Annotated in this window: 25 protein-coding genes; 13 read left to right on the top strand and 12 right to left on the bottom strand. The window is 67.5% G+C overall.

The window, feature by feature from the left end; genetic code table 11:
- Positions 1-217 precede the first annotated feature (217 nt).
- Positions 218-679 carry a hypothetical protein gene (locus RZN05_RS17745; protein ID WP_317228014.1) on the top strand — a complete coding sequence of 154 codons (462 nt, stop codon included), beginning with the start codon at positions 218-220 and terminating at the stop codon, positions 677-679.
- Between the two features lie 392 nt (positions 680-1,071).
- Here the strand turns inward: RZN05_RS17745 and RZN05_RS17740 are convergent, their stop codons facing one another.
- The 9 genes from RZN05_RS17740 to RZN05_RS17700 all read right to left on the bottom strand — a co-directional run bounded on the left by RZN05_RS17740 (position 1,072) and on the right by RZN05_RS17700 (position 5,493).
- Complete coding sequence (locus RZN05_RS17740; RefSeq protein WP_317228013.1) at positions 1,072-1,239, bottom strand: hypothetical protein; 168 nt, start codon at positions 1,237-1,239, stop codon at positions 1,072-1,074.
- Between the two features lie 451 nt (positions 1,240-1,690).
- The gene (locus tag RZN05_RS17735; RefSeq protein ID WP_317228012.1) at positions 1,691-1,981 is read right to left on the bottom strand and encodes a type II toxin-antitoxin system RelE/ParE family toxin; all 291 of its coding nucleotides are present in this window, start codon (positions 1,979-1,981) and stop codon (positions 1,691-1,693) included.
- Entirely contained in the window at positions 1,978-2,334 is a 357-nt protein-coding gene (relB, locus tag RZN05_RS17730; protein ID WP_317228011.1) for a type II toxin-antitoxin system RelB family antitoxin, read from the bottom strand. Before relB ends, RZN05_RS17735 begins: the two co-directional genes overlap by 4 nt.
- A 280-nt stretch (positions 2,335-2,614) precedes the next feature.
- Positions 2,615-2,743: a hypothetical protein gene (locus RZN05_RS17725; protein WP_317228010.1), complete on the bottom strand. Its 129-nt coding sequence runs from the start codon at positions 2,741-2,743 to the stop codon at positions 2,615-2,617.
- 86 nt (positions 2,744-2,829) lie between these two features.
- The gene (locus RZN05_RS17720) at positions 2,830-3,138 is read right to left on the bottom strand and encodes an alkylphosphonate utilization protein (protein ID WP_317228009.1); all 309 of its coding nucleotides are present in this window, start codon (positions 3,136-3,138) and stop codon (positions 2,830-2,832) included.
- 42 nt (positions 3,139-3,180) lie between these two features.
- A complete protein-coding gene (locus RZN05_RS17715; RefSeq protein WP_317228008.1) occupies positions 3,181-3,558 on the bottom strand; it encodes a DUF2141 domain-containing protein in 378 nt (125 codons plus the stop codon).
- Complete coding sequence (locus RZN05_RS17710) at positions 3,536-4,312, bottom strand: sterol desaturase family protein (RefSeq protein WP_317228007.1); 777 nt, start codon at positions 4,310-4,312, stop codon at positions 3,536-3,538. Before RZN05_RS17710 ends, RZN05_RS17715 begins: the two co-directional genes overlap by 23 nt.
- A 15-nt stretch (positions 4,313-4,327) precedes the next feature.
- On the bottom strand, positions 4,328-4,897 hold the full coding sequence (locus RZN05_RS17705) for a DUF2585 domain-containing protein (RefSeq protein WP_394804847.1): 570 nt from the start codon (positions 4,895-4,897) through the stop codon (positions 4,328-4,330).
- A gap of 5 nt (positions 4,898-4,902) precedes the next feature.
- Positions 4,903-5,493, bottom strand: a complete 591-nt coding sequence (locus tag RZN05_RS17700) for a TetR/AcrR family transcriptional regulator (RefSeq protein ID WP_317228005.1) — start codon at positions 5,491-5,493, stop codon at positions 4,903-4,905.
- A gap of 77 nt (positions 5,494-5,570) precedes the next feature.
- Between RZN05_RS17700 and RZN05_RS17695 the strand changes: the two genes are divergently transcribed.
- From RZN05_RS17695 to RZN05_RS17675, 5 genes are all read left to right on the top strand, one after another.
- Positions 5,571-6,185 (top strand): glutathione binding-like protein, encoded by a 615-nt coding sequence (locus RZN05_RS17695; protein ID WP_317228004.1) that lies wholly within the window; start codon positions 5,571-5,573, stop codon positions 6,183-6,185.
- A 106-nt stretch (positions 6,186-6,291) separates the two neighbouring features.
- On the top strand, positions 6,292-7,452 hold the full coding sequence (gene crtY, locus RZN05_RS17690) for a lycopene beta-cyclase CrtY (RefSeq protein WP_317228003.1): 1,161 nt from the start codon (positions 6,292-6,294) through the stop codon (positions 7,450-7,452).
- Complete coding sequence (locus tag RZN05_RS17685) at positions 7,449-8,927, top strand: phytoene desaturase (protein WP_317228002.1); 1,479 nt, start codon at positions 7,449-7,451, stop codon at positions 8,925-8,927. The genes crtY and RZN05_RS17685 overlap by 4 nt, the downstream gene beginning before the upstream one ends.
- Positions 8,924-9,505, top strand: coding sequence for an LOG family protein (locus tag RZN05_RS17680; RefSeq protein ID WP_317228001.1), 582 nt, complete (start codon positions 8,924-8,926; stop codon positions 9,503-9,505). The genes RZN05_RS17685 and RZN05_RS17680 overlap by 4 nt, the downstream gene beginning before the upstream one ends.
- Positions 9,502-10,455, top strand: coding sequence for a phytoene/squalene synthase family protein (locus RZN05_RS17675; RefSeq protein ID WP_317228561.1), 954 nt, complete (start codon positions 9,502-9,504; stop codon positions 10,453-10,455). Before RZN05_RS17680 ends, RZN05_RS17675 begins: the two co-directional genes overlap by 4 nt.
- A 47-nt stretch (positions 10,456-10,502) precedes the next feature.
- Here RZN05_RS17675 and RZN05_RS17670 read toward each other — a convergent pair whose 3' ends face one another.
- Positions 10,503-10,742: a hypothetical protein gene (locus RZN05_RS17670; protein ID WP_317228000.1), complete on the bottom strand. Its 240-nt coding sequence runs from the start codon at positions 10,740-10,742 to the stop codon at positions 10,503-10,505.
- A gap of 92 nt (positions 10,743-10,834) precedes the next feature.
- On the opposite strand from RZN05_RS17670, the gene RZN05_RS17665 reads away from it, so the two are divergent.
- Entirely contained in the window at positions 10,835-12,655 is a 1,821-nt protein-coding gene (locus RZN05_RS17665) for an ABCB family ABC transporter ATP-binding protein/permease (protein ID WP_317227999.1), read from the top strand.
- 1 nt (position 12,656) lies between these two features.
- Here RZN05_RS17665 and RZN05_RS17660 read toward each other — a convergent pair whose 3' ends face one another.
- Positions 12,657-12,929, bottom strand: a complete 273-nt coding sequence (locus RZN05_RS17660; RefSeq protein ID WP_317227998.1) for a GNAT family N-acetyltransferase — start codon at positions 12,927-12,929, stop codon at positions 12,657-12,659.
- 38 nt (positions 12,930-12,967) lie between these two features.
- Here RZN05_RS17660 and RZN05_RS17655 point away from each other — a divergent pair, with 38 nt between their 5' ends.
- Positions 12,968-13,897 carry an alpha/beta fold hydrolase gene (locus RZN05_RS17655; protein WP_317227997.1) on the top strand — a complete coding sequence of 310 codons (930 nt, stop codon included), beginning with the start codon at positions 12,968-12,970 and terminating at the stop codon, positions 13,895-13,897.
- Here the strand turns inward: RZN05_RS17655 and RZN05_RS17650 are convergent.
- Positions 13,894-15,348 carry an ATP-binding protein gene (locus RZN05_RS17650; protein ID WP_317227996.1) on the bottom strand — a complete coding sequence of 485 codons (1,455 nt, stop codon included), beginning with the start codon at positions 15,346-15,348 and terminating at the stop codon, positions 13,894-13,896. The two genes, RZN05_RS17655 and RZN05_RS17650, sit on opposite strands and share 4 nt — an antisense overlap.
- Positions 15,349-15,484: 136 nt before the next feature.
- Between RZN05_RS17650 and recQ the strand changes: the two genes are divergently transcribed.
- Genes recQ through RZN05_RS17625 form a run of 5 tightly spaced genes read left to right on the top strand, consistent with a single transcriptional unit; the run spans position 15,485 to position 20,543 of the window.
- Positions 15,485-17,257 carry a DNA helicase RecQ gene (gene recQ, locus RZN05_RS17645; RefSeq protein WP_317227995.1) on the top strand — a complete coding sequence of 591 codons (1,773 nt, stop codon included), beginning with the start codon at positions 15,485-15,487 and terminating at the stop codon, positions 17,255-17,257.
- Positions 17,254-17,682 carry a TIGR01244 family sulfur transferase gene (locus RZN05_RS17640; protein ID WP_317227994.1) on the top strand — a complete coding sequence of 143 codons (429 nt, stop codon included), beginning with the start codon at positions 17,254-17,256 and terminating at the stop codon, positions 17,680-17,682. Before recQ ends, RZN05_RS17640 begins: the two co-directional genes overlap by 4 nt.
- Positions 17,679-18,068 carry a hypothetical protein gene (locus tag RZN05_RS17635; RefSeq protein ID WP_317227993.1) on the top strand — a complete coding sequence of 130 codons (390 nt, stop codon included), beginning with the start codon at positions 17,679-17,681 and terminating at the stop codon, positions 18,066-18,068. Before RZN05_RS17640 ends, RZN05_RS17635 begins: the two co-directional genes overlap by 4 nt.
- A 10-nt stretch (positions 18,069-18,078) precedes the next feature.
- On the top strand, positions 18,079-19,038 hold the full coding sequence (locus RZN05_RS17630) for a sterol desaturase family protein (RefSeq protein ID WP_317227992.1): 960 nt from the start codon (positions 18,079-18,081) through the stop codon (positions 19,036-19,038).
- Positions 18,972-20,543, top strand: coding sequence for a GMC family oxidoreductase (locus RZN05_RS17625; protein ID WP_317227991.1), 1,572 nt, complete (start codon positions 18,972-18,974; stop codon positions 20,541-20,543). Before RZN05_RS17630 ends, RZN05_RS17625 begins: the two co-directional genes overlap by 67 nt.
- Positions 20,544-20,578 lie beyond the last annotated feature (35 nt).

Raw genomic sequence — 20,578 nt, 5'->3', positions numbered from 1 at the left:
GCACATGCGTATGGTGGAGGGGCCGCGCCGCCAGGCGCGGAAGGCCCCACAGAATCACCTCCGAAACGGAGCAACTTCCCGCCATTTTCGATGCGAACGCCGATAGTCTCGGGCGCGGCGTTCGCATCGGAGGGCGGCGGTGGCAATTCGAGGCTATAGGGCAGGAGTGCTCCGCCGGCTCCGCCGGATCGGGGCATCGCTGTACGCGGCGATGGCAATGTTGCTTCCGCCCTCGCCGGCGACCGACGCCCGCACGGCGCAGCAAGTCGTCCTCCCCGCGCCGCCGCTCGCGCCCGATTTCTCCACCGTCACCACCCGCGCAGCAGCGGCCAGGCTGGCGCGCAAACACGTGCTGGTGCGGATCCATTTCTTCCCCACCGAACTGGGCGGCCCGAAGACCAAGATCAACACCGGCTATGTCACGCTCGACGCGGCCGCGTCGCACGCGCGGCTGGTCGAGATGCTGGCCGCCTATGCCGAACGCGACCGCATCGACCGGCTTGAGATCGTGCCCGAATATAAGGGCGCCAGCGTCATCCCGAACCGCATCCGGATGACCGCCACGCACAGCCGCACCGGCGAGCGCTACGAACGCTCGATCGAGATATGGGCCTGCGGCTTCTGCCCCCCGCTTGACCCGTTGCCGGACCCCGATGGCAAGCGCGATGTGATGGCTTGAGGGGGGGAAGTGGGCAAAAGAAGGCGGCTTATTAGTGGTAGCTGGTCAGATCGACAGCAAGTATGGCACAAGCGGAGGAGGCTCTTCATTTTGCGGTAAAGAACCTCTTTGCTTCCGATAATGTGATTTCTACAGATGCCCGACTAGTTCATATACAGCTCATTGATTTGCGAGGAAGTACGACGGATCCTGTTGTGCTATCGGCTGAGCAGAGTGGATTTTGGGAAGCGCGCCGACGCGACGCGCGCTTTTTCCGGGCTGATGATGATGGGCCACTGCCCCCCGACGCTTAGCGGGCTGACGCAATCACTGAACATTATCCGCGAGCACCAGAACGAAAACGGGCAGCGTTTCCGCTGCCCGCCATCGATCCGTCGCTTCGGGATTACTACCTACAGGCCGATCACGGCCATGCGAGCAGCGTCAAGGTTCTGAACTGCATCTTCGCGACGGAAGAAGCACCTCTTCGACATGGCTAACGGCTGTCCGCGGCCGCTGGTCAAAAACCAACGCCACATCCAGCGGTCGTCCATATGAAGGAACCACTGAGGCTGATCCATCTGCCTTCTCCTTGAAGAGAGAGATGGTCCAATGCGCGTTAGGCGACCATTTGCGCGTAGTACGATCTTCGATGAAGCGGCGATCCGTTTCGAGTATCAAGCATGTTTGCCTTACGTGCCCGTACGCGGTGCCATCTTAAACCCGACCGATTAGTCATCCGGTTGCCCATTGCGCTGCGAATTGAGAAGTTGATCAGCGCGCTTGTATAGGCACCTCCATTGGTTTTATCGTTCCCGAAGCGATTCGGATCGACGTGCAACTGTATCGCTTACGTTCACGTAGAACAGAGCCGGGACGATCAACCGTGGCGAAATGCGGTGAATTGAGCGATTAAGCTGGATTACTGATTCAATCGGATACCAAGGCGCCCTGCCCCTCCTCCAACGCCCAACCGCCGCATCCAGCGCCGCATCCAGCGCCGCCGCCATGCGCTCGACCCACCGCAAACCGCTAGCCATCCAGCAACCCCGCAATCGCGCGTGCGCCGTGGATCACGCGGACGATATCGACGCTGTCGCGTCCGATCCGGTAGAGCACGAGGTAATTGCCGATCGTCACACTGTGTGCGCCTGCGCCGATTTCGGGTCGCGCCGGGCCGCTTTCAGGGAAGTCGGCAAGCCGCGCAACGCCTTCCGCGATCCGCTTGATCAGGCGTGTCGCGGCGGCGGGATTGTCAGTGGCGATAGGGAGCCAGATGTCGTCCAGGTCGCGGATCGCCCCGGGGAGGCGGCGGATCCTCAATCGCGGCGGCGCGCGGCGGCCATGCGCTCGCTGCCGCGTCTGGCGATGTCTCCGGCATCGAAATTACCGTCGATCGCCGCGCCGCTCGCCTCGCCCTGCGCCCACAATTTTCGCAGCGAATCGAGCATATCCGCGCGCTCGACCTCGATCCGGGACGGCTGCCCATCGACAAGCGGGAGATCCTCCCGATTGCGAAAGGAGCGCAACCGCTCCTCGGCGAGGTAGAAATCCTCCAGATCGTCGAGATGCGCCACAATCGCCTCGCGCGCATAGAAGGTCTTGGTCCGCCCGGTCCGCGCCGCCAGTGAATCCAGCCGGGCTTCGGTCTCGGCATCCAGACGCACTGCCAACATGATCGCCTCCAATTGCTATACATGTATAGCAACGCACCGTGACTTTCAACGAAAGCGCCATTGGCACCGCCCCGAGGCCGTGGGCTATGCAGCGGAGGCGCAGGAGGAACCCGTCCCATTCGTCCTCGCGATCGATCGGGCTCTCGCACGCGCGGCCGGGCGCGACATGCACGCGGCAGGCGACCGCGCCGCGAAATGACGCGTTCGCCTGACCTTTACTAACCTTTCGCGCCGCCCGGGCGCGCCGGATCCTGCCGGGGGGGCACGATCCGGGGCCGGCTCATCCCTTGATCGTCACCATCGCGACGGGCTTGTCCTTGGTCGATGCGTTGGCGGCGATCGTCTTGACCTTCTCCGCCTTGGGCTTGCGCACTTCGCGGTTCGATTTCTTCTGGCTCTTGGCCATCATCAGGTCCTTCGGGGCGAAAAGCCCCGCGCGACCCTTAGGCCCCTGCGCGCCGCAACCGCGCATCAATTCGTGCGGCCGCGTCCGGCTCAGCGTTTCCGGACGAACTCCGCGCGCAGCACCAGGCCCTTGATGCCTTCGTACTTGCAGTCGATCTCCTGCGCGTCGCCGGTCAGCCGGATCGACTTGATCAGCGTGCCGCGCTTGAGCGTCTGCCCCGCGCCCTTGACGGTCAGGTCCTTGATCAGCGTCACCTGGTCGCCATCGACGAGCAGATTGCCCACCGAATCGCGCACTTCGACCTGGTCGCCCGCCGCCGCCTTGGCGTTCGCCTCGGCCGCGCTGATCCACTCGCCGCTCGCCTCGTCATAGACGAAGCTGTCTTCTTGTTCTGCCATGCCGCCGCCCTTAGCTGCCGTGGTCGCGCACGGCCAGCCCGCTCACAGCATGTAGCGCATGCGGATCTGCTGGACCGTGCCGCTCCCGCCCACGCTGAATTCGGCGGCGGCGAAGCGCGGCGGGCCGAAGCGGATCGCCGGGTTGCGCGAAAAGCCGAAGCCCTCCTTGGGGATGCCCAGCATCGTGTCGAGCTTGGCGTTGCCATTGGCGTCGTGGATCACCGCCACGGCGTAGCTGCCCTGGGGCAGCCCCTCGAAGCGGATGCTGGGTGCGGCGGCGGAGATGGTGCGCTGGATGCCGCTGGCGCCCTTGCGGCAATCGGGGAAATCGCCGGCGTGTCGCGCCACGCAGAACTGGAGCACCCCCTTGGCCGATCGAAGACCGGTGACCTGGATCTCAAGGCTGCCGACCGGGGTCATCCCCGGCAGCCCCACCAGGCACAGAGCGGCGCCGGCGATCCGCGAAGTCGCCCAGTCCCTTGTCGGTGCCGCAGAGCCGGTCCCAGAAGCGGAAATAAAGGCCATAATTACATCCGTAGAGCTGGTGGTGGCGCTGGTGGTGGCTCGCCGTGATCAGCCATCCGCCCAACGGCCCGCTGTGGAGGAAGCGGGGAAAGATCTCCCAGCCCATGTGGTTGGTCACTCCCATAACCGTCATGGTCGCCAGCACCACCCCCAGCGCGCCGACATGGATCGGAACGACGAAGACGAGCAGCGGAATGACGAAGGCCCCGGTCAGCGCTTCGACGGGATGGAAGCTCATCGCCGCCCAGGCGGTCGGCGGGCGGCTGGCGTGATGCACGGCATGCGCGATGCGGAACCAGCGCGGCCGGTGCATCAGCCGGTGGCTCCAATAGAACCAGGCATCGTGCGCGACGAGATAGAGCAGCACCGAGACGGGCAGATACCAGAGCGGCCAGTCGGCGAGGTCGGTGTAGATTCGCGTCCAGCCGCGTTCCTGCCAGCCCCAGGCGACCACCCCCGCAGGCACGCCATAGATCGCCGCCGAGGCGAGGCTCCAGCCGATCTCCTTGCGGATCTGCTTGTCGAGCCCGGCATAAAGCGCCGGATGCCGCAGCCGCGTCGCCAGCGCGAACGCCCCCGAGGTGAGCAGATAGCGCACCCCGACGATCAGCGTCATCGCCAGCGCGGACAGGAGGATCGCGACGATCATGCGCGCCGCTCTACACTAGCCGCCTTGCCATGTCCTGACTGCATCGATCGGCCAGGCCAGCATCAGCACATTGAGCGTCAGATTGTCGCGGATCAGCGCCAGCGTGCCCAGTTCGAACGCCAGTGCGAGCGCGATCGTCGCCCAGGCGGGCAGCCGCGAGGCAAGCACGAAGCCCAGCGCCATCCAGCCGATATCGGCCATGGAATTGACGATGCTGTCGCCCGAATAGCCGAGCGCGATCGTCGCCTCGCGATAGCGGTTGATGATGATCGGCGAGTTTTCGAGGATCTCCCAGAACCCCTCGACCGCCACCGCAAGCGGAAGCGCCCAGCCCCGCGCCCGCGCGCGCAACGCGAAATGTGCCGCGGCGTAGAACAGGAAGCCGTGGATCACATGGCTGAACGTGTACCAGTCGGAAAGATGCTGGCTGTTCTCGCTCGAATGAACGTCGCCATGCCACAGCTTGATCGTGCCGCATTGGCAGATCGGCGGCCGGTCCATCGCCACCAGGATCGCGGCAACGGCCAGCGCGACGAGCAGCGCGGCGATCGCGGCGGCGCGCGGGATCCGCAACGACGGACGCAGCGCGCTCAATTTCCGGCTCCGAAGATCAGGTCGATGCAATCGTGCGCGACGCGTTCCAGTTCCTCACGCGACGCCCCGCCCCGCGCCCGCACGCTGAGCGAGTGGAGCACCGAAGCGACCAGCCGCCCCTGCGCCTCTGGCGCGGCGCTGCCCGCCGCGGCGAGCAGTTCGGCGATGCGGCCGTCCTCGACGGCGAGGAAAGTGCCAACCTTCGCGCGTACCTGCGGGTCGGACGCTGCCTGGGTCGCCGCGGTATTGATGATCAGGCAGCCTTCGGGGCCCTCGCTGCCGGTCAGGTACAGCGCGATCCCGCCGAGCAGGATACGCTCGACCAGCTCGCGCGGCGCGAGTGCCATCTCGCCGAGCCGCTGCAGCTGGCGATCGATCCGCATGGTCAGTCGATCGATCGCGGCAAGGTACATTGCGCGCTTGTCGCCGAACGCCGCGGCGAGGCTCGGCCGCTTGAGCCCGGTCGCTTCGGACAGGTCGTCGAGCGACGTGCCCGCATAGCCCTGCGTCCGGAACCGCTCGGTGGCGCGGCCCAGCGCCTCGTCGGGATCGAAGCTGCGCGGACGGCCGCGCCCCTTGCTCGGCATTTTTATGCAATCCCGCAAATAATTCTTGACCTCTCAATTTCTATGCGAGATCGTATAGAAATCAAGGGAGGCCCGCCATGAAGCTCTATTTCCGCCCCTTCGCCTGCTCGCTCGCCGCGCGGATCGCGTTGATCGAGGCGGAACTCGATGCCGAACTCGTCGCCGTCCCCGCCGATGGCCGGCTCCCCGACGGGCGCGATTTCCGTGAGATCAGCCCGATGGGCTATGTCCCGGCGCTGGAGACCGGCAATGGCTTCGTGCTTACCGAAGGCCCCGCGGTGCTCACCTATATCGCCGAGCTGGCGCCAGAAGGCGCGCTGAGCTTCACCGGATTCTCCAACGCGCATTACCGGATGCTCGCTTGGCTCAACTTCACCGGCACCGAGCTGCACAAGAGCGTGTTCACCCCGCTGCTCGGCAAGACGGCAGGCCCCGAGGAGCGCGCCGCCGCGCGCGCCCGGGTGGCCAAGCCGTTCGGCGTGCTCGCAGCGCATCTGGAGGGTCGCGACTTCCTCGAAGATCGCTTCACCGTCGCCGACGCCTATCTGCTGACGGTGCTCAACTGGTGCGAGACCGCCGGGGTGGCGATCGCCGACTGGCCGGTGCTGCTCGCCTATCGCACCCGGCTGCGCGCTCGTCCCACAGTGGCGCGCGCGATGGCCGAGGAGTGGCCGCTGCTCAAGGCCGCCTGATCTCTCGGGAGCGCATTGCTCTGCTCCCACCACCCCTGCCCTCCCCGGCATCGCCCCGGGGAGGGTTTTTGTTGGAACGCCTGCCCCGCTGGGCTAGGCGGGATCGATGTCGGCCACGATCAGCTGTGACCTCGCCATTATCGGCGGCGGTCTTGCCGGAGGGCTGATCGCACGTGCCGTCCACGCCCGGCATCCCGAGGCCAGGCTGAAGCTGATCGAAGCCGGCGCGCATCTCGGCGGAAACCATCTCTGGTCTTTCTTCTCCAGCGACATCGCCCCAACGAACCGCTGGCTGGTGACGCCGATGATCGGCCATCGCTGGACTCGCTACGACGTCGCCTTCCCCGGGCACGCGCGGACGCTCAAATCGCCCTACCATTCGATCGAGTCGCGCGATTTCGAACGCGTGCTGCTCGCCGGCTTGCCCGAAGGTACTGCGATGCTCGGGCGCAAGGTGCAGGCGCTGAGCAGCACCGCTGTCGAGCTTGTCGGCGGCGACCGGATCGAGGCGAAAGGCGTGATCGACTGCCGCGGCGCGGGCGACCTCTCGGCGCTCGAATTGGGCTGGCAGAAATTCCTCGGCCGCGAGCTGATGCTGGCAGCGCCGCACGCGCTTGAACGCCCGGTGGTAATGGACGCAGCGGTCGAGCAGCTCGATGGCTATCGCTTCGTCTATTGCCTGCCCTTCGCGTCCGATCGGGTCTTCGTCGAGGACACCTACTACAGCGACACGTCCGACCTCGACGCTGCGGCGCTGGGCGAGCGGATCCAGGCCTATGCGGACCAGAAAGGCTGGCAGGTACGCGATGTCGCGCGCGAGGAAAGCGGCGTGCTTCCGGTGGCGATCGGTGGTGATTTCGAGGCCTATTGGCGGTCGAGCGGCGAGGGTGTCGGCAAGGCCGGAGTGCGTGCCGGCCTGTTCCACCCGCTGACCAGCTATTCGCTGCCGGATGCGGTGCGCACCGCCGCGCTCGTTGCCGAGGCTGGCCTATTCGACGGCAAGGCGCTGCACGACCTGCTGCAGGGCCATGCCCGCCGCCTATGGAAAGGCCGCAAATTCTATCGGCTGCTCGCCGCGATGCTGTTCCGCGCCGCCGAGCCTGGGGAACGTTACCGCGTCCTCGAACGCTTCTACCGGCTGGACGAGGGGCTGATCGGGCGCTTCTATGCAGCCAATTCAAGCCTGGGCGACAAGATCCGGGTGATGACGGGCAAGCCGCCGGTGCCGATCGGCCGGGCGGTACGCGCGATAACGGGGGTCAAATGAAGAAAGCGGTAGTGATCGGTGCGGGATTTGGCGGGCTCGCGCTCGCCATCCGCCTGCAATCGGCCGGAGTCGATACGACGATCGTCGAGGCGCGCGACAAGCCGGGCGGGCGCGCCTATTATTGGGAGCGCGACGGCTTCACCTTCGATGCCGGGCCCACCGTGATCACCGCCCCCGACGCCCTGCGCGAGCTTTGGCGACTCTCCGGGCGCGACATCGCCGAGGACGTCCAGCTACGTCCGGTATCGCCCTTCTACCGGCTGTCCTGGCCCGACGGCACTGCGTTCGACTATTCGAACGACGATCCCCAACTCCGCGCCGAGATCGCCCGGCTCAATCCCGAGGACGTCGCAGGCTATCGCCGCTTCCTCAAATATTCGGCGGGAGTGTATCGCGAGGGCTATGAGAAGCTCGGCCATGTCGCGTTCCTCGATTTCGGCTCGATGGTCCGCGCGGCGCCGGCGCTGATGAAATACCAGGCGTGGCGATCGGTCTATTCGATCGTGTCGCGGTTCGTGAAGAACGAGAAGCTCCGCCAGGCGCTGAGCTTCCACACGCTGCTGGTCGGCGGCAACCCGATGACGACGAGCGCGATCTACGCGCTGATCCACAAGCTCGAGCGCGACGGCGGCGTCTGGTATGCCGAGGGCGGCACCAACCGGCTCGTCGCCGGGATGGTCCGCCATTTCGAGCGGCTGGGCGGCGTGGTGCGGCTCGGCGACGCCGTCGCCAAGATCCATACGCTAGGCGACCGGGTCACCGGACTGCGTACCGAGAGCGGGTTCGAGCTGGAGGCCGACGCGATCGCCAGCAATGCCGACATCGTCCATAGCTATCGCGATCTGCTCGGCGACTCGCGCAGCGCCCAGCGCACGGCGGCGAGCCTGGAGAAAAAGCGCTTCTCGCCCTCGCTGTTCCTCGTCCATTTCGGCGTGCGCGGAAGCTTCCCGGAGATTCCGCACCATTCGATCCTGTTCGGCCCGCGCTATCAGGGCCTCCTTGCCGACATCTATGATCATGGCGTGTTGAGCGAGGATTTCTCGCTCTATCTCCATCATCCCAGCGCGAGCGACCCAAGCGTCGCCCCGGAAGGACATTCGACCTTCTACGCGCTTGCGCCGGTGCCGCATCTGGGCAAGTTCCCCGCCGATTGGCGCGACATCGGTCCCGTGCTCGAAGAGCGCATCCTCGCCGAAGTCTCACGCCGGCTGATCCCAGACCTCAAGGACCGTCTCGTGACCAAATTCTCTTATGCGCCGCCCGATTTCGCCACCGATCTCAAGGCGCATCTCGGCTCGGCGTTCAGCCTCGAGCCGATCCTCACCCAGAGCGCGTTTTTCCGGGCGCACAACCGCGACGATTCGATCTCGAACCTTTATTTCGTCGGCGCGGGCACGCATCCGGGCGCGGGCATCCCCGGCGTGGTCGGCAGCGCCAAGGCCACCGCCGCGCTGATGCTGGGGGACGGCCGGTGAAGCGGCTCGCAGTCTATTGCGGCTCGGCCACCCCCGCCGATCCGGTCTATATCGAGGCGGCGCGTGCGGTCGGCCGCGGGCTCGCCGAGCGCGGCATCGGCGTGGTCTATGGCGGTGGCCGGCTGGGGCTGATGGGCGCGGTCGCCGATTCGTGCCTCGAAGCTGGGGGCGAAGTGATCGGGGTGATCCCGACTGCGCTGGTCAATGCCGAAGTCGCGCATCGCGGGCTGACCGAACTCCACGTCGTCGACACGATGCACGAGCGCAAGGCGCGCTTCACCGAACTCGCCGACGGCTTCGTCAACCTGCCCGGCGGCACCGGGACGATGGACGAATTGTGGGAAGCGCTGAGCTGGGCGCAGCTCGGCTATCACGCCGATCCGATCGGGCTGCTCAACATCGCGGGCTATTACGACAAGCTGATCGACTTCTGGCAGCATATGGGCACGGTCGGCTTCCTGCGGCCGCAGCACCAGGGGCTGCTGCTGATCGACGACACGCTCGACGGGCTGCTCGACAGGATGACTGCGTTCATCCCGACGATCCCGATCATCAACATGAAGCGCGAAGACCTCTGAGCGGCGCGCTGCCAACGCGTGACGCGATCGTTGCAACGGCTGGCGAGTCGATCGGTCGCGGCTCGAAGAGCTTCGCCGCGGCGAGCCGGCTGTTCGACAGGCGTACCCGCGAGCGCGCCTGGCTGCTCTACGCCTGGTGCCGCGCGTGCGACGATCTTGCCGACGGGCAGGATGCCGGCCATCACCATCATGTCGTCAGCGATGCCGAGGCCGAGGCGCGGCTCGAGGTGATCCGCGTGCGCACCGCGGCGGCGCTCGAGGGCCGCTGGATCGGCGATCCGGCGTTCGACGCGCTGCGCATCGTCGTCGCAGAGACCGGCATGCCGCACCGGCTGGTGTGGGATGTGGTCGAAGGCTTCGCGCTAGACGCGGCGGGCTGGCGCCCCCGCACCGAAGCCGATTTGTTCAAATACAGCTATCACGTCGCCGGCGCCGTCGGCTGCATGATGGCGGTGGTGATGGGGGTGCCGCCCAACGACAACGCGGTGCTCGACCGTGCCTGCGACCTCGGCCTCGCCTTCCAGCTCGCCAACATCGCCCGCGACATCGAGGCCGACGACCGGATCGGGCGCTGCTACCTGCCCGAGGAATGGCTGGTCGAGATGGACATGCCCCCGGGCCAGCACATGAAGCCGCCGTTCCGCCCGCGGCTCAGCGTGCTCGCCAAGCGGCTGGCGAAATGCGCGGCCTGCTATGAGGAGAGCGCGCGGGGCGGCACCCCGGCACTTTCGTTCCGATCGGCCTGGGCGGTGCTGGCCGCGGCGGGCATCTACGGCGCGATCGCCCGGAAAGTCGCGGCGATCGGCGATCATGCCTGGGACCACCGCGTCAAGGTCGGCAAGCTCGAGAAACTGGGCTGGATCGCGCGCGCCTGGTGGCAAGCGCGCAACCGCAAACGGCGCTATTCGGGCACGCCGCGTCCCGACACGCTGTGGCAAAGGCCCCGCTAGCAACAGTCCTACTGTGTTCCGGCGAAGGCCGGAGCACAGTTGGGGTTCTAGCTGCCCGAGCGTTCGCTGCGCGCCGGACGGGAATCAACCATCTGCGGCGTCAGGCGCTGGCAGGCGGCGCTGATCACCGGAAAATCCAAATCGGTGTTGCGCTGGAGCGCGCCGGCCGCCGCCGCCTGGCATGCCTGAACCGAGGTGTAGCGCGCGGGCTCCAGCCGGGCCTGCTGGCACTGCATCGAATCGTCGCCGCAGCCCATGATCGCAAGCACATAGAGGACCTGATCCATCGTCCTTCCCTTCGCCGATAAAACGAAGCGGAGCCGCGCCCGTTCCGGCAAGACGTTGCATCGCGGCGCCCGGCGCACCAGATCGGGGCTTGATGCCTCCCCTGAATTCTGAATCCGCACCCGAGCGGCCGTTGCTTGCAACGATGCGGCGCTTCCTGCCCTATCTGTGGCCAAAGGATTCGCCGGGGCTGCGCGCGCGCATCGTGATCGCGCTGGCGCTGGTGGTGATCTCCAAGCTGATCCAGGTCTACGGCGCGCCGTTCGCGCTGCAGGGCGCGATCGATCGGATGGCGAGCGGCTCGCGCGACGCGGTCTGGCTGGTGACCGCGCTGGTGGTGGGCTACGCCGCCGCGCGGCTGGGCGGCGTGCTGTTCGACAATCTGCGCAACGCGGTGTTCGAGAAGGTCGGGCAGGACGCGACGCGCCGGCTGGCGTCGGACGTGTTCGCGCACCTCCACCGGCTGAGTCTGCGCTTCCATCTGGAGCGGCGCACCGGCGCGATCACCAAGGTGGTCGAGCGCGGCACCAAGAGCATCGACACGATGCTCTATTTCCTGCTGTTCAACATCGCCCCGACGATCCTCGAACTCGGGCTCGTGCTCGGCATCTTCTGGACGCGCTTCGGCGGCTGGCTGGTGACCGGCACGCTGGTGATGGTCGTCGTCTATATCTCCTTCACACGCTGGGTGACCGACTGGCGTTCCAAGCTGCGCGAGCAGATGAACGACTTGGACACCGGCGCGGTGGCGCATGCCGTCGATTCGCTGCTCAACTTCGAAACGGTGAAGTATTTCAACGCCGAGGCGCGCGAGGCGGCGCGCTACGACAAGGCGATGAGCTCGTACATGAAGGCCGCGGTCACCAGCGAGAATTCGCTCGCCTGGCTCAACATCGGCCAGGCGCTGATCACCAATACCATGCTCGGCGCCGGCATGGCGCTGATCGTGTGGGGGTGGAGCTCGGGGCGGTTCACGGCGGGCGACGTCGTGCTGGTCTCGACGCTGCTCAGCCAGCTGTTCCGCCCGCTCGACATGCTCGGCTGGGTTTATCGGACGATCCGGCAGGGGGTGATCGACATGGGCAGCATGTTCGATCTGATCGACACCCAGGAAGAAATCGCCGACTCGCCGGGTGCCAGGCCGCTCGACGTTGCGCACGGGCACGTCCGCTTCGAGAATGTGGAGTTCAGCTATGATCCCGACCGGCAGATATTGAAGGGCATCGATCTCGACATCCCCGCGGGTGCGACCGTGGCGGTGGTCGGCCCCTCGGGCGCCGGCAAATCGACTCTCGCGCGGCTGATGTATCGCTTCTACGATATCACCGGCGGCCGGATCACGATCGACGGGCAGGATATCCGCACCGTCACCCAGGCGAGCCTGCGCGCGGCGATCGGGATCGTCCCGCAGGATACGGTGCTGTTCAACGACACGATCGGCTACAACATCGCTTATGGCCGCGAAGGTGCGGGCCCCGAAGAGATCGCCGATGCCGCGCGCGGCGCCGCGATCGCCGGGTTCATCCAGTCGCTCCCCGACGGCTTCGACACGCGCGTCGGCGAGCGCGGATTGAAGCTTTCGGGCGGCGAGAAACAGCGCGTCGCGATCGCGCGTACCCTGGTCAAGAACCCGCCGATCCTGATCCTCGACGAGGCGACCAGCGCGCTCGACAGCCGCACCGAGGCCGATATCCAGGCCACGCTGGAGGCGATCGAGCGCGGCCGCACCACGATCGTCATCGCGCACCGGCTTTCCACGGTGGTCCATGCCGATCGAATCGTGGTGCTCGAGGCCGGCCGCGTCGCCGAGCAGGGGACGCACGCCGAATTGCTGCGGCTGGGCGGCGTCTATGCCGAGATGTGGACGCGCCAGGCGCAGGAACGCGAAGCCGGCGAAGAACTCGCAGCGGAATAGATCAGACCCGCAGATCCTGCCATTCGGGATGCTTGGCGATATAGGCGGCGACGAAGGTGCAATCGGGCCGCACCTTGAGCCCGCGGCTCCGCGCCTCGCCGAGCGCACCGGCGATCAGCTTGCTGCCGACCCCCATGCCCTGGAGTGCGGGCGGCACCACCGTATGGGTGAATGTGATGACATCGCCGTCGATCGCGTAGGCGGCGAAGGCCGTGTGGCCCTCTGCTTCCAATTCGAAGCGGCTGCGTTCTTCGTTGTTGCGGACGTCGGACATGCGTAGCTTCTAGCCGCGCGGGCGGAGAGAGGGAAGCGATGCTGATACCATTGGGGCTGGCGGGCGTGTTCTTCCTCGGGCTCGCCGGCTGGTCGGCCTATGTCGGGCGCAAGGCCGAGGAGATGGTGCCCGCCGAGGGCCAGTTCGCCGAGGTCGAGGGCGCGTGCCTCCATTATGTCGACATCAACCCCGAGGCGCAGGGCCCGGCGATCGTGATGATCCATGGGCTGATGGGGCAGCTTCGCAACTTCTCGCACTCGCTCGCCGCCCGGATCGCTGCCGATCACCGCGTGATCCTGGTCGATCGCCCGGGCTGGGGGCATTCGTCGCTCAGCGGCCCGCGGCCGGGGATCGCGGCGCAGGCGCGGATGATCGCGGCGCTGATCGAGCGGCTCGAGCTCGATAAACCCTTGCTCGTCGGCCATTCGCTGGGCGGCGCGGTGAGCCTCTCGCTCGGGCTCGATCGGCCCGAGCTGGTGCTCGGGCTCGCGCTGATCGCGCCGCTGACCCAGGCGATCGATACCGTGCCGCCGGTGTTCAAGGGACTGCTTGCACCGGCAGCGCTGCGCCCGGTGCTGGCCTGGACGCTGGTGGTGCCGATGGGGCTGCGCAACGGCCCCGCGACCGCCGCGGCGATCTTCGCGCCCGATCCGGTGCCAGGCGACTTCGCGCTGGCGGGCGGCGGCGCGCTGGCGGTGCGGCCCAAAAGCTACCTGGCCGGATCGTTCGAGGTCCGCGCCGCGCCGGGCGAGATGGCGGCGCTGGTCGCGCGCTACGGCGAGATGCGCGTGCCGGTCGCCATCCTCTATGGCCGCGGCGACGCCGTGCTCGATCCGGGGGTCAACGGGGAGAAGACCGCGGCGGAAATCCCCGGCGCGACGATCGAACTGATCGAGGGCGGCCATATGCTGCCGGTGACCAAGCCCGCCGAGACCGAGGCGTGGCTGCGGCGCGTGCTGGCGGGCTAGCCGATCTCGGCCGGCTGGGTGGTCCAGCCCAGCCGCGGGATGGTGATCGAGCGCTTGCCGGCAAGATCGACGCGCGTGACGAACAGCTCCTTGCTCTCGATATAGGTGAGCAGCCGGCGGACGCGGCCGAGCGAGCTGGTGCCATAGGTCGCGGCGAGCTCGGTGTCGCTCGGGCACGGCAGTCCCTCGCGCGCGGCGCGGGCGACGAGCAGGAAAGGGCCGAGCATGTCGTCGGGAAGCGCGCGCGCTGCGTCGAGCGCCTGCGCCCAATCGGCATCGGGATCGCCGTGAATGCCGGCGCGCGCCGCCGAGAGCCGGCGGACGAATCCCGACAGGTCGAGCGGCGGCCGTGCGAGCCCGACCATCCGGCAGCGCACCAGGAAATCCTGATAGAGCACCGACGGCGAGCGATAGGTCGATTCGGGATCGGCGACGATGTCGCGCAGCACTTCGGCGATGCGTTCGGCGGCTTCCTCGGGATCGACGTCGGGCACCGACTCCATCGGCGCGGGGGTCGAGCGGGCGAGCGCCTCGATCAGCCGCTCCGAGGGCATTTGGGTCGGCACCGGCGTCGGCACGGGCGGCGTCCATTCGGGCTCGACCGGGGCAAGCAGCAGGTCCTTCATGTCCTCGGCGGGCGCCTGCGGCAGCGGCGTGAGCTTGGGGGACGAGCTGCGCGCGCTGGTCTCGACTGCGCCGATCTCGATCGACACCGGCCGCCGCGCCACTGCCGGGCCAAGCGCGAGGAAATGGCCGCGCGCCAGGTCGCGGATCGCTTCGGCCTGGCGACGCTCCATGCCGAGCAGGTCGGCGGCGCGCGCCATGTCGATGTCGAGGAAGGTGCGGCCCATCAGGAAGTTCGACGCTTCGGCGGCGACGTTCTTGGCGAGCTTGGCGAGGCGCTGGGTGGCAATCACCCCGGCGAGCCCGCGCTTGCGCCCGCGGCACATCAGGTTGGTCATCGCGCTCAGCGACGCGCGGCGCACGTCCTCGGCAACTTCGCCCCCCCCCGAGGGCGCAAACAGCTGCGCCTCGTCGACCACCACCAACGCGGGATACCAATGGTCGCGCGGGGCATCGAACATCCCGTTGAGGAAGGCGGCGGCGCACTTCATCTGCCCTTCGGCTTCGAGCCCCTCGAGGCTGAGCACCACCGAGGCGCGATGCTCGCGGATCCGCGCGGCGAAGCGGGCGACGTCGCGCTCGCTATGCTCCGACGCCTCGATCGCGATATGGCCGTAGCGGTCCCCGAGGGTGACGAAATCGCCCTCGGGATCGATCACCACCTGCTGGACCTGGCCTGCCGACTGTTCGAGCAGGCGGCGCAGCAAATGCGACTTGCCCGACCCCGAATTGCCCTGGACGAGCAAACGCGTGGCGAGGAGCTCCTCGAGATCCATCGATACCGGCGCGCCGCCGATATCCTTGCCCATTTCCACGCGAACCGTCATTCGCCTCCTGCTTTGGCCGATCGGGGCCGCGGCGCAAGTAGCGCGTGTCCGTGTGCGCCGAAAGCCTGTGGATGGAACGCCTCCGTTCCCCGCCTGCCCCTCGACACCGCACCCGCACCCGCCCTAACGAAGCGCGGTGACCGATCCGCTCGACATTCTCCGGAAAACCTTCGGCTTTCCCGACTTCCGCGGCGTGCAGCGGCAGGTGGTCGATCGGGTTCTCGGCGGGCAGAACACGCTGGCAGTGATGCCCACCGGCGCGGGCAAGTCGCTGTGCTACCAGGTGCCGAGCCTGGCGCTCGATGGCACCTGCGTCGTGGTGTCGCCGCTGATCGCGCTGATGCACGACCAGCTTCGCGCGGCCGAAGCCGTCGGCATCCGCGCGGCGACGCTGACCTCGGTCGACGAGAATCGCGCCGAGACGATCGATCGGTTCCGCGCCGGCGACCTCGACCTGCTCTATATCGCCCCCGAGCGCGCCTCGGGCGAGGGCTTCCGCAACCTGCTGAGCCAGGCGAAGATCGGGCTGTTCGCGATCGACGAGGCGCATTGCGTCTCGGAATGGGGGCATGACTTCCGCCCCGATTACCGCCTGCTGCGCCCTTTGCTCGATCGCTTCCCAGGCGTGCCGCGGCTGGCACTTACCGCCACGGCTGACGCGCATACCCGCGACGACATCCTCGAACAGCTCGGCATCCCGCACGAGGGATTGATCGTCGCCGGATTCGACCGGCCCAATATCCGCTACATGATCGCGCCGCGCGAAAACACGACGCGCCAGATCGTCGACCTGATCGCCGAGCAGCCGGGCCCCGGCATCGTCTATGCCCAGACGCGCGCGGGGGTGGAGAAGCTCGCGCAGAAGCTGGCGGAGACCGGACGCAGCGTCCTCCCTTATCATGCCGGGCTCGATCCGCAGGTGCGGCGGCGCAACCAGTCGGCGTTCGTCGCGAGCGAGGACATGGTCGTCGTCGCCACCGTCGCGTTCGGGATGGGGATCGACAAGCCCGACGTCCGCTTCGTCGCGCATGCCGGGCTGCCCAAGTCGATCGAGGCCTATTACCAGGAAACCGGCCGCGCCGGGCGCGACGGCGATCCGGCGGTGGCGCACTTGTTCTGGGGTGCCGACGATTTCGCCCGCGCGCGACAGCGGATCGGCGAAGTCGAGCCGGGGCGGCAGGCAGGCGAGCGGACGCGGCTCAACGCACTCGGCGCGCTGGTCGAGACCGCGGGGTGCCGCCGCCGCATCCTGCTCCGTCATTTCGGTGAGGACGCGCCCGAGCGCTGCGGAAATTGCGACAATTGCCTGAGTCCGCCGGCGGCGATCGACGCCAGCGTCACTGCGCAGAAATTCCTCTCGGCGGTGTTCCGCACCGGCATGATGTTCGGCGTCGGCTATATCGAATCGATCCTGCTCGGCCAGTCGAGCGAGCGCAGCATGACGAACGGGCATGAGCAGCTCTCGGTGTTCGGCATCGTCCACGGCGACGAGGCGGCGCTGCTCAAGCCGGTGGCGCGCGCGCTGCTGCTGCGCGACGCGCTGCGCGCCAACGCGCATGGCGGGCTCGAATTCGGCCCTGCCGCCAAGCCGATCCTAAAGGGCGAGGCCGATTTGAAGCTGGTGCTGCCGCCCAAGCGCGAGCGCCGCTCGAAGCGCGGGCGGACCGGCGATGGCGGGGTCAATCCGATCGGCAACCCGCTGTTCGAAGCGCTGCGCGCCAAGCGCCGCGAGATCGCGATGGAGGCCGGACTGCCGCCCTATGTGATCTTCCACGATTCAGTGCTGCGCGACATGGCGCTGCTCCGCCCCGGGACATTGGACGCGCTCGGCCAGCTCTCGGGCGTTGGCGCACGCAAGCTCGAAGCCTATGGTTCGACATTCTTGGCAGTTATTCGCGAGGCGGCATGATCCGGAAGATCGACGAGCAGATATCGGTGGCGCCGCAGATCGCGCCCGAGAACATCCCGCTGCTCGCCGAGCAGGGCTTCGGTCTGGTGATCAACAACCGCCCGGACGACGAGGAGGCCGGCCAGCCCTCGAGCGCCGAAATCCGCGCCGCGGCCGAGGCGGCCGGGCTCGGCTATATCGCGATCCCGACAGTGATGGGCGGCATGTCTTCGCAACAGGTCGAGGCGATGGCCAAGGCGCTCGAAGGCGCGCAGGGGCCGGTGCTGGCCTATTGTCGCTCGGGCACGCGCTCGTGCAACCTCTGGGCGCTTGCCGAGGCGAGCCGCGGCGGCGATCCCGACGCGCTCACTGCCAAAGCGGCGGGCGCGGGCTATGACATTTCGGGCATCCGCCCGCTGCTCGACGCCCTTTCCGACCGGGCATGAACTGGACCCAGCTCGCCGGATCGGCGGCCGCCGTCGCGGTGCTGGTGTGGATCGCGTGGCTGCTCAAGCTGGGCGAGAGCCGTATCGCCGACGAAGCCACCGCCAAGCGAATGGCCGAGGATGCGCTGAGCGGCTTTACGGCGCGCGAGGCGCTGGTCGGCACCAATGGCGCGGCGGCTTTGGTGCTCGGCACCGACGGCATCGCGGTGGTCAAGCGCCACGGCGCCAGGGTCGCAGTGCGGCGGCTGGGGCGGCCGCTGTGGAAGCGCGCGTCGCCCGAAGGCGTGACGATCGAGACCGGCGAGCGGATGTTCGGTCCGGTGCTGCTGTTCGGCGTGCTGCCTGAGGATGTTACCGGACTGGAAGCGCAACTGACATTGATGTAAGTTCGCCGGCATGTTGCCCGATCCGATCACTCTGGCCGTTCCCGCCTTCGTGGTGCTGGTGCTGGCCGAGATGATCGTCGCGCGGATCAAGGATCGCACGCGCTACGAGCCGCGCGACACGCTGACCTCGCTGGCGCTGGGCACCGGCAGCACGATCGCCGGTTTGCTTTCAGGCGGCCTCATCTTCGCGCTGGCCATGTGGGTGTGGCAGTTCCGGCTCTTCGACATCTCCTATGCCTGGTACTGGTTCGTCCTCGCCTTCGTGCTCGACGACCTCGCCTATTATGCCTTTCACCGCTCGGCGCACCGCGTCCGCTGGTTCTGGGCTAGCCACGTCATCCACCATTCGAGCCAGCATTATAATCTGTCGACCGCGCTGCGGCAGACCTGGACGGGCTTCTTCAGCCTGAACTTCCTGTTCCGGCTGCCGCTGTTCCTGGTTGGATTCCCCCCGGCGATGGTCTTCTTCGTCGCGGGATTGAACCTGGTCTACCAGTTCTGGATCCATACCGAAGTGATCGGGCGAATGCCGCGCTGGTTCGAGGCGGTGATGAACACGCCGTCACACCACCGCGTCCACCATGCGACCAACCCGCGGTATCTCGACACCAATTATGCCGGCGTCTTCATCGTCTGGGATCGCATGTTCGGCACTTTCGAGCCCGAGCGCGACGACGACCGCCCACGCTACGGCATCGTCAAGGATCTGGGCAGCTTCAACATCCTCTGGGCGGCGACGCACGAGTGGATCGGGATCGCCAAGGACGTGTGGGCCGCGCCCACCTGGCGCGCGCGGCTGAACTATATGATCCGCCCGCCCGGCTGGAGCCATGACGGCAGCCGCGACACGTCGGAAACGATAAGGGCGCGTTGGGAAGCGACGCGCCGGGAACGGGGGGACGCATGGAAGAAGCCGACATCGTCGTCATCGGATGCGGATCGGGCGGGAGCGCCGTCGCAGGCCGCCTGAGCGAAGGCGGCAAGTACAAGGTCGCAGTGCTGGAAGCGGGAGGGCGTAATACGGGGCTCGAAACGCTGATGCCCGGCATGATGCCGTTCCAGGGCCGCCAGACCAACTGGCGCTTCGAGACGGTGCCGCAGCCCGGGCTGAACGGGCGGCGGGGATACCAGCCGCGCGGCAGGGGCATGGGCGGATCGAGCGCGATCAACGCGATGCTCTATGTCCGCGGCCACCAGCGCGACTATGACGAATGGCGCGATCTCGGCGCCACCGGCTGGGGCTGGGACGATGTCCTCCCCTGGTTCCGGCGCAGCGAGCGCAACATGCGCGGTGCCGACGCCTTTCACGGCGATGACGGCCCGCTCTGGGTGAGCGACCAGGCCTATGCGCATCCGGGCAGCCGCGCCTTCGTCGAAGCGGCAGCGCGGTTGCAGATCCCGGTCAATCCCGACTTCAACGGCGCGCGGCAGGAAGGCGCCGGGCTCTACCAGGTGACGCAGCGGAACGGCGAGCGCTGGAGCGCATCGCGCGCCTATCTGCCGGGCGGCGGCGTGGAGGTGCTCTGTGAGGCGATGGTCGAGCGCATTCTCTTCGAAGGTGGCCGCGCCTGCGGCGTCGCCTATCGCCGCGGCGGGGAAGCGCGCACGATCCGGGCGCGACGCGTCGTGCTGGCGGCGGGGGCGTTCCAGACGTCGCAGTTGTTGATGCTCTCCGGGATCGGGCCGGGTGCGCACCTTGCCGAGATGGGCGTGCCGGTGCGCGTCGATCGCCCTGCGGTCGGGTCGAACCTCCAGGACCATGTCGATTACGTCGCGGCGTTCGAGACTCCCGGCAGCCTGTTCCTCGGGCGCTCGGCGATGGGGACGCTCAAGTCGCTGGGCGGGCTGATGCGCTGGCTGATGACGCGGAGCGGCGGGATGACGACGCCCTATGCCGAGGCGGGGGCATTCCTGCGCACCGAACGCGCCGGCGAGCGGCCCGACGTCCAGCTCCATTTCCTGATCGCGATCGTCGAGGATCATGGCCGTGCCAAGGTAGCCGGGCATGGTTTCAGCTGCCACGCCTGCGTGCTGCGGCCCGAGAGCCGCGGCAGCGTGCGGCTCCAGTCGCCCCACGCCGATGCCCCACCCCTGATCGACCCCAACTTCCTGAGCGATCCGCGCGATATGGCGGTGCTCAAGGCGGGCACGCGCGCGATGTACCGCATCCTCGAGACCGCGCCGCTCGCCGACTATAAGGGCCGCGACCGGTATCCGGTCGACTTGGCCGACGATGCCGCGCTCGAGGCGCTGATCCGCACGCGCGCCGACACGATCTACCATCCGGTCGGCTCTGCGCGGATGGGATCGGACGACGATGCCGTGGTCGATCCGCGGCTGCGGGTCCGCGGGGTGGAAGGGCTGTACGTCGCCGACGCCTCGGTGATGCCGCGGCTGATCGGCGGCAACACCAATGCGCCGACGATCATGATCGGCGAGCGCGGCGCGGCGTTCATCGCCGAGGATCTGGGGTAGGCGCTCGCCGCGCAAAAAAGAGGGCCGGTGGCTTG

Source organism: Sphingomonas sp. HF-S4, assembly GCF_032911445.1.
GTDB classification, from domain to species: Bacteria; Pseudomonadota; Alphaproteobacteria; order Sphingomonadales; family Sphingomonadaceae; genus Sphingomonas; species Sphingomonas agrestis.
The sequence above is the reverse complement of the archived record's forward strand: the minus strand, read 5'-3'. Positions and strand labels throughout refer to the sequence as shown.

Coding starts and splice junctions, on each gene's coding strand:
- RZN05_RS17745 (WP_317228014.1), top strand. CDS start 218: ATGTTGCTTCCGCCCTCGCCGGCGACCGACGCCCGCACGGCGCAGCAA.
- RZN05_RS17740 (WP_317228013.1), bottom strand. CDS start 1,239: ATGGATCAGCCTCAGTGGTTCCTTCATATGGACGACCGCTGGATGTGG.
- relB (WP_317228011.1), bottom strand. CDS start 2,334: ATGTTGGCAGTGCGTCTGGATGCCGAGACCGAAGCCCGGCTGGATTCA.
- RZN05_RS17725 (WP_317228010.1), bottom strand. CDS start 2,743: ATGATGGCCAAGAGCCAGAAGAAATCGAACCGCGAAGTGCGCAAGCCC.
- RZN05_RS17720 (WP_317228009.1), bottom strand. CDS start 3,138: ATGGCAGAACAAGAAGACAGCTTCGTCTATGACGAGGCGAGCGGCGAG.
- RZN05_RS17715 (WP_317228008.1), bottom strand. CDS start 3,558: ATGACCCCGGTCGGCAGCCTTGAGATCCAGGTCACCGGTCTTCGATCG.
- RZN05_RS17710 (WP_317228007.1), bottom strand. CDS start 4,312: ATGATCGTCGCGATCCTCCTGTCCGCGCTGGCGATGACGCTGATCGTC.
- RZN05_RS17700 (WP_317228005.1), bottom strand. CDS start 5,493: ATGCCGAGCAAGGGGCGCGGCCGTCCGCGCAGCTTCGATCCCGACGAG.
- RZN05_RS17695 (WP_317228004.1), top strand. CDS start 5,571: ATGAAGCTCTATTTCCGCCCCTTCGCCTGCTCGCTCGCCGCGCGGATC.
- crtY (WP_317228003.1), top strand. CDS start 6,292: ATGTCGGCCACGATCAGCTGTGACCTCGCCATTATCGGCGGCGGTCTT.
- RZN05_RS17685 (WP_317228002.1), top strand. CDS start 7,449: ATGAAGAAAGCGGTAGTGATCGGTGCGGGATTTGGCGGGCTCGCGCTC.
- RZN05_RS17670 (WP_317228000.1), bottom strand. CDS start 10,742: ATGGATCAGGTCCTCTATGTGCTTGCGATCATGGGCTGCGGCGACGAT.
- RZN05_RS17665 (WP_317227999.1), top strand. CDS start 10,835: ATGCCTCCCCTGAATTCTGAATCCGCACCCGAGCGGCCGTTGCTTGCA.
- RZN05_RS17660 (WP_317227998.1), bottom strand. CDS start 12,929: ATGTCCGACGTCCGCAACAACGAAGAACGCAGCCGCTTCGAATTGGAA.
- RZN05_RS17655 (WP_317227997.1), top strand. CDS start 12,968: ATGCTGATACCATTGGGGCTGGCGGGCGTGTTCTTCCTCGGGCTCGCC.
- RZN05_RS17650 (WP_317227996.1), bottom strand. CDS start 15,348: ATGACGGTTCGCGTGGAAATGGGCAAGGATATCGGCGGCGCGCCGGTA.
- RZN05_RS17640 (WP_317227994.1), top strand. CDS start 17,254: ATGATCCGGAAGATCGACGAGCAGATATCGGTGGCGCCGCAGATCGCG.
- RZN05_RS17635 (WP_317227993.1), top strand. CDS start 17,679: ATGAACTGGACCCAGCTCGCCGGATCGGCGGCCGCCGTCGCGGTGCTG.
- RZN05_RS17630 (WP_317227992.1), top strand. CDS start 18,079: ATGTTGCCCGATCCGATCACTCTGGCCGTTCCCGCCTTCGTGGTGCTG.
- RZN05_RS17625 (WP_317227991.1), top strand. CDS start 18,972: ATGGAAGAAGCCGACATCGTCGTCATCGGATGCGGATCGGGCGGGAGC.